The organism is Micromonospora fiedleri (genome assembly GCF_016774385.1).
GTDB lineage: Bacteria > Actinomycetota > Actinomycetes > Mycobacteriales > Micromonosporaceae > Micromonospora > Micromonospora gifhornensis.
Genome location: NZ_JAETXL010000064.1, coordinates 1 through 464 on the forward strand (window position 1 = coordinate 1; position 464 = coordinate 464).

At 67.9% G+C, this 464-nt stretch carries 1 pseudogene; it reads right to left on the reverse strand.

Features of this window, described 5'->3' with window-relative positions:
* Positions 1 to 137: 137 nt before the first annotated feature.
* Positions 138 to 323, reverse strand: a pseudogene (locus JMF97_RS30645) (rhodanese-like domain-containing protein); the annotation flags it as partial.
* Positions 324 to 464 lie beyond the last annotated feature (141 nt).

A 464-nucleotide genomic window follows, 5' to 3' on the forward strand; every position in this document is an offset into this window, starting at 1 on the left:
CAGGGTGGGATTGGCGCGCCGCCGGACGAGGCGGCTGCGGCTGGTACGGCCGGACGGGTGTTGGCGCGGGCTGATGGCGACGACGGACACGGCGGCCTCCTGGGGGAAATACCGCCACGCCGGGTGGGCGTGGCTGATCAGTGGGACACCCGACCGGCGGTCGCCGGGGGCGCGGGAGTGGACGGGCGGATCGGTGGGGTGGGGCCCAGCACCGGCAGGCCGGCGATCCGCCCGGCGGCGAAGCCACCGATCACGTCGGTGGCCCGGAACAGGCCGAGATCCTGCAACGACGCGGCGGCGAGGGACGAGGTGTAGCCCTCCTGGCCTGTACCTTATACCGCTCTAGCACGGAAGAGCCTCGTGTAGGGAAAGGGTGTAGATCGCGGTGGGTGCCGGTGCAATACATAAATACACATCTACACACATTTGGAGACAGTGCAACTGATACTGTCAACTAACGCCAC